The sequence below is a fragment of the Deltaproteobacteria bacterium genome, from assembly GCA_030654105.1.
Lineage (GTDB): Bacteria > Desulfobacterota > SM23-61 > SM23-61 > SM23-61 > JAHJQK01.
This window is the reverse complement of the sequence record JAURYC010000217.1, coordinates 1-5,932: the sequence shown is the minus strand read 5'-3', so window position 1 is coordinate 5,932 and position 5,932 is coordinate 1. Positions and strand designations below refer to the sequence as shown.

At 48.7% G+C, this 5,932-nt stretch carries 6 protein-coding genes; 1 reads left to right on the top strand and 5 read right to left on the bottom strand.

The annotated features are described in order from the left end of the window. Positions 1–514 precede the first annotated feature (514 nt). The 5 genes from Q7V48_09055 to Q7V48_09035 form a co-directional block, all read right to left on the bottom strand. Entirely contained in the window at positions 515–1,294 is a 780-nt protein-coding gene (locus Q7V48_09055; GenBank protein MDO9210880.1) for an ABC transporter ATP-binding protein, read from the bottom strand. Between the two features lie 4 nt (positions 1,295–1,298). Next, positions 1,299–2,069 carry an ABC transporter ATP-binding protein gene (locus Q7V48_09050; protein MDO9210879.1) on the bottom strand — a complete coding sequence of 257 codons (771 nt, stop codon included), beginning with the start codon at positions 2,067–2,069 and terminating at the stop codon, positions 1,299–1,301. A 100-nt stretch (positions 2,070–2,169) separates the two neighbouring features. Further along, positions 2,170–3,354 (bottom strand): ABC transporter substrate-binding protein, encoded by a 1,185-nt coding sequence (locus Q7V48_09045; GenBank protein ID MDO9210878.1) that lies wholly within the window; start codon positions 3,352–3,354, stop codon positions 2,170–2,172. Between the two features lie 112 nt (positions 3,355–3,466). Beyond that, positions 3,467–4,339, bottom strand: a complete 873-nt coding sequence (locus Q7V48_09040) for a branched-chain amino acid ABC transporter permease (GenBank protein ID MDO9210877.1) — start codon at positions 4,337–4,339, stop codon at positions 3,467–3,469. Between the two features lie 107 nt (positions 4,340–4,446). Beyond that, positions 4,447–5,508, bottom strand: coding sequence for a branched-chain amino acid ABC transporter permease (locus Q7V48_09035; GenBank protein MDO9210876.1), 1,062 nt, complete (start codon positions 5,506–5,508; stop codon positions 4,447–4,449). 240 nt (positions 5,509–5,748) lie between these two features. On the opposite strand from Q7V48_09035, the gene Q7V48_09030 reads away from it, so the two are divergent. Further along, on the top strand, positions 5,749–5,932 hold a 184-nt coding region (locus tag Q7V48_09030; protein MDO9210875.1), incomplete at its 3' end, for a hypothetical protein.

Here is a 5,932-nt window from a genome sequence, read left to right as displayed (position 1 = left end):
ATATGCGGCTTCTCGGGACTTTCATCTTTTTTGCAAGATCCTCGGCCTTTTCGAACAAAGATTTTTGAATCGAGATGGCGGTCTTGATTGTTTCCATTCTTTCATACCATCCTTTCTACTAAAAATATAACCAATATTATTATTATTGGCAATACCAAAAGGAGGAATTATTTAAGCTGAAGGAGGCCCTGCAAGAATAGGGGTGAATGGGATGGCCCGAAGCAGGATCAATTTTTCCTCCGGGTTTCGGCAAGGTCATTCAAGGCTCAAGGTGCGCTGTATAACAATTCAAGCTGATGTCCCGATGGCCGGCGGGTAAGATAGAGACTAAACTGTTACCTCCCAAGATTAAGGTTCCCCTCTCACATGTTCTGAGACAGATGTCAATTCTTAATTGAACACCCTGGGGGATTAAGGAGGATTAATAGGTAGGAAAATCTTTCTATCTGGACGATTACCTTCTTTTATTTTTCCATTATGAAAGCTGAGTATGGATTTACCCCTTTGGTTAAAATTACCGCCAGCGTTTCTTTCTCCGCCAGCGCTGGTAGCCCTTGCCGGACACCTCCGATTTGATTCCTAAGTAGAACTCTTTGACGTCCTCGTCTTCCATCAAGTTCTGGGGGGTATTGGCCAAGACAATCCTACCGGTCTCCAGGACATAGCCGAAATGGGCGATGGAAAGGGCCATGCGCGCATTCTGTTCCACCAGAAGTATGGTCGTCCCTTCGCGATTAATCGTCTGGATAATCTTAAATATCTCCCGTACCAGAATAGGCGATAATCCCAGAGAAGGTTCATCCAACATGAGAAGTTTGGGCCGGGTCATTAACGCACGCCCAATGGCCAGCATCTGCTGTTCGCCGCCACTCAGGTAACCAGCCTGCTGGGAGGATCTTTCCTTAACGATGGGAAAGTAGCGGATCACCCGGTCCAAGTCCTCTTGCACTCCTTTTTTGTCCTTGCGGGTGTAAGCCCCCATCTTTAGATTCTCCCAAACCGTCAGTTCGGGGAAGACCTCCCTTCCTTCAGGAACCATGGCAATGCCCAGGTTGACAATATCCTCCGCATCCAGGCCGTCGATCCTTTTGCCTATAAACTCGATGGTTCCTTTATCCGGCTGATCCTCCAAAAGTCCCATGACCGTCTTCAGGGTAGTCGTCTTGCCTGCGCCATTTCCCCCCAGGACTACCGAGATAGTTCCCTCTTGAATGTCTAAAGAGATTCCCCGGAGCGCTTTAATCAACCCGTAATAAAGAGTTTCAATATTTTTTACCTGTAAGATGCTCCCCAATTCTCTACCCCTCTCCCAAATAGGCTTTTAATACCTCGGGATGTTTCTGGACCTCCTGCGGAATCCCTTCGGCGATCACCTGACCGTAATTTAAAGCCAGAATCCGATCGGAAATACCCATGACCAAATTCATGTCGTGCTCCACCAACAGCACGGTAATTCCAAAATCGTCCCGGATATCCCGGATGGAAAAAATGAGATTTTCCTTTTCCTCCAGGTTCATGCCCGCGGAAGGTTCATCCAATAACAACACTTCGGGTTCCAGGGCTAAAGCCCGTCCCAATTCGACTAATTTTTGAATCCCGTAAGGAAGGTTGACCACTAATTGGTTCCTGGAAGCCTGAAGTTCCAGAAAGTCGATGATCTCTTCAACGATCTCCCGGTTCTGGATCTCATCCCGGGCAGCTTTGGAATGGGCCGTCAAGAAAGTCGCCCCTGCCCATACCCCAGTTTTCAACTTGGTATGCCTTCCCAGCATCAAATTATCCATGGTGGTCATGTGGGCAAAAAGCTCGATGTTCTGGAAGGTGCGGGCAATTCCAACTTCCGCCACTTGATAGGATTTAAAAGGAGTAATATCCTGATCTTTGAAAAATATCTTCCCATTACTGGGCTTATAGATGCCGCTGATGCAATTGAAAACCGTGGTCTTCCCTGCCCCGTTGGGGCCGATGATGGAATAAATTTCTCCTTTTTTTACCTCGAAGGTCACCCCGCTCAGTGCTTTCAATCCTCCAAAACTTATGGATAAGTTCTCGACCTTTAAATGGGCCATGCTTGCCTCTGTTTCTCGTGGGGGAGATGAGGGGTTAGGGAAATGGGGAGAATTTCTCTCCCTATCACCCCATCTCCCTATCTCCCTATCTCTTTGTGTGTCATTTCGTAATCCGGGTCCACTCCGATAGCCGTTTGATACTTCCATCCGGCTGGACCTGTCCGAAGAAGACATGTTTACCCCCCTGATGATCCGTGGGGATGAAAGTAATGGGCGGGCCGATGCCCTGCCAGTCCTTCATAGTCTCCATGGCCTTCACGAATGTATCGGGGGTCAAATTCTTTCCCGTTCGCTTGAGTCCTTCAACGAAGGGCTCGGCAAACACAATCCCGGCAATATAGAAGGTCGACCACCGCTCTTTGGGCTCATATTTTTGGTGCCAGGCGCGATATTTAACCATCAGAGGGTGATTCGAATCCGGCGTCTCTCCGAAGTTGGAATGAATCATTCCCGCCCAGAGACCTTTAGTGACCCCCATCATCGCCACCCCATCGGAGAGCGTGCTGCTGGTCCCCCATTGGGGTTTGAAACCGATCTTGGCTGATTCTCCCAAGAGCAACGCCCCATGGGTAGGCATGGCCCACATGACCACGGCCTCTGCTCCGGAGGCTTTAAGTTTCAAAACATGAGAACTCAGATCCCGGTCCGTTACCTCGGCCGATACCGAAGCGACCAGTTGCAGGTTTTTCTCCTTCACGTATCGCTCCACGCCTTCCAAGCCTTGTTTTCCATAGTCATCGTTCTGGTAGAACATGGCTATCTTGGTGATTTTCATGTTCTCATGGAAATAGCGAATGAGGGCGTAGCCTTCGTCAATGTATAAGGGGTAGATGGGGAAGATGTATTTTTGGAAAGGTTGGATCCAGTTGGTCACGCCGCTGCATCCCATACTCACCATGATGACTTTGTTTTCCGTGTAATAATCTCGGACCGTCATCCCGGGTCCAACCCCTACGCAACCTACCGTCGAGAAGATCCCGATCTGTTCTACAAACTCTTTGCCAATGGCTTTGGTTTTGGCCGGCGAGTAGGAATCATCGCGGAGAAAATACTTTATCTTCCTTCCGTGAATCCCTCCCTCGTCGTTGATGCCCTTAAAGTAAAGCCCTGTTCCCCGGGCGACTGCACCCCAGAGAGCGGCCGGTCCGGTCTGAGGACCCGTCTGCCCCACCAGGATCTCTGTGTCAGTAACTCCTCTCACTGCTTGGGCCCAGGCCCCCGTGGTTACGATAAAAACTCCGAGGATCAACGAACTTAGTAAAACAAACATCGCTTTTCCTTTCATCCTTTCCTCCTTTCTTTTCTTTCACTTCTTTTTTTCCCGCAAAAGCCTATTTTTCTCATCCTTCCTCTTTCATCTTTAACCTTTTACCTTATACCTTTCACCTTCTTTATTCTTAGACCTTCTTCACAAAATGCTTGCCTAAAAGGCCACTGGGCCGGATGCAGAGCATCAGAACAATGATGGTAAAAGCCACCACCGATTTAAAGGACAAAGAAACATATCCTCCAAAAAGATTTTCTACCACTCCTAAAATGGCTCCCCCTAATGCCGCTCCCGGCAAGCTGGTCATTCCTCCGAGCACGGCGGCAGCAAAAGCTTTCATCAGCGGGTCCATCATCATGGGTGGATCCAGAACCGTAAGGGCGGCGATAAACATCCCCGCTACCGCCCCGATAAAGGAGCTAAGCGCCCAGGTAAAAGAGAAAATACGTTTGGTGCGGATGCCCATCAGGCGGGCCACCAAGCGGTTCTGCTGGGTGGCCCGCATGGCCGTGCCCAGCTTGGAATACTGGAAGAAAAAGAAAAGAAGAGCCATCAAGATCAAGCAGATGATGATCGTCCAAAAATTAACTTTACTGATTAACAGACCAAAAAAATTATAAGTCTCGAATCCGGAGATAGGGAAAGGCATCGAGCGCTGGTCGGGGCCCCATTTCCACCCCGCCAATCCCATGAGGATCATCTCAAATCCCAGGGTGATAATGATCATCCCGATTACCGTCGGGTCTTTTGCCGGTCGCAAAAAGGTAAATTCCAAAAAGGCTCCCAGACCCGCGGCAAATAGGAAAGTCAAAAGTAGGGCAAGAGGAAAGGAAAGGTGATAACTTTCTAACAAGGTAAAGGCCACGAATGAACTAATCATGGCCATCTCCCCCTGGGCAAAATTTAACACTTCCGAGGTTTTATAAATAATGACCATGCCCAGCGCCAATAGGGCATAGCAAAACCCTACGGCCAAACCGCTGACAATCAATTGCCCGAGCATTCCCCCTCCTCAATGAGTGATTAGTGTGAGTGTCAGTGTCAGTGGGAGTGGGAGTGAGTATCAAATATTTTTTTATATTTTCACTGACACTAACACTGACACTGTTTTTAAAACGGATACGTTTTCCAGTACTTTTTGATCCTGATCCAAATGCCGAACATCCCCAGCGGCTCGAAAAGGACGATCAAGATCATAATCAGCCCATAAACGATAATAGCTACATTGGAAATGCCACCCATAGTCATGTACTTTTCTGAAAAGCTTACCAGAACCGCCCCGATTCCCGGAATATCTTGAATGGCTTGTAATTTGACGTCCAAGTAGGTCATGAGCGTGGCCCCGGCGATCGATCCCATGATGGACCCTAATCCCCCGACGACCACCATAGCCAAGAAAGTGATGGACATGATGATATGAAATCCTTCTGGGTTGATAAAGCCCAAAATAAAGGCGTAAAGTCCCCCGGCGATTCCGGTGTAGAAAGCGCTAACCGCGAAAGAAAGAGTTTTATAATACGTGAGATTTACTCCCATCGTCTCGGCAGCCACATCGCTATCCCGGATGGCAATGAAGGCTCTCCCCACCTTGGTTTTGAATAACTTGATCGCTCCGATGACGAGGAGAATGCCGATGCCCAAAATGAGATAGTAGAAGTGGATATCTTTCATGGGCGTCCCCAAGAGGTAAAGCTTCGGGGCTTGCATACCCATGCGCCCGCCGAAAAACTCGGCGTGTTTGATCACCGTGGTCGCGGCCATGCCGAAACCCATGGTAGCGATAGCCAGGTAGGGTCCTTCCAAGCGCAAGGAAGGAAGGCCCAGCAGAAATCCAAAGCCGGCGGAAATGAAGGCTGCTACAGGAAGAGCAATAAAAAAAGGAATCCCTAATTTGGTAATGAACATAACGGTCGTGAAAGCTCCAATGGCAAAGAAACCTGCATGGCCCATGGAGATCTGACCCGTAAAGCCCACCAGGATGTTAAGGCCTATGGCGACAATACAATGAATGATAATAAGATTGAGGAGATAAACTGAAAACCCCAGGATGTGCGTTTTGGTCACGATCCAGGGCAAGAAGAGAAGGAAAACAAACAAGATAAGGGAACAAACCAAAACCGTGTTGCTTTTGAACAGTTCAATGTCTTCGTAGTAAGACCTTTTAATGTCCACTCTTCAAACCTCGCCAGTTTAGATTCAGCAAATCGATTTAAGCACCTTTTCCTGGGCCGGATGTAGAAATAATAATATAATCCACCCCCTGCCAACTCTACATCTCCCCTTCTTCCGCTTTGCCCATTTCAATTATTATATCTTCGTTGATAAGTCAATCATTATTTTTTACTCGCCCCCCTTCCCTTTTCAATAGGTGGATGAATTTACTTTGATTAACGGAGCCCGGACGGGAGGGTGATGAAAGAGGGAGCACCGGCGGGGAAAAGATCTGTTGCGGACCCGTGCTTACCTTCCGCCAAGGAAGGCGGGATCGAAGGAAGGGAGGGCATTCTCGGCGGCAGCTCCGCCCTGTTCATTGAAAGGATTACCGCCTTGTGCTCCCGAGAGATTCACCCTCCCGTCCGGGCCGGGCAGTCTCTTC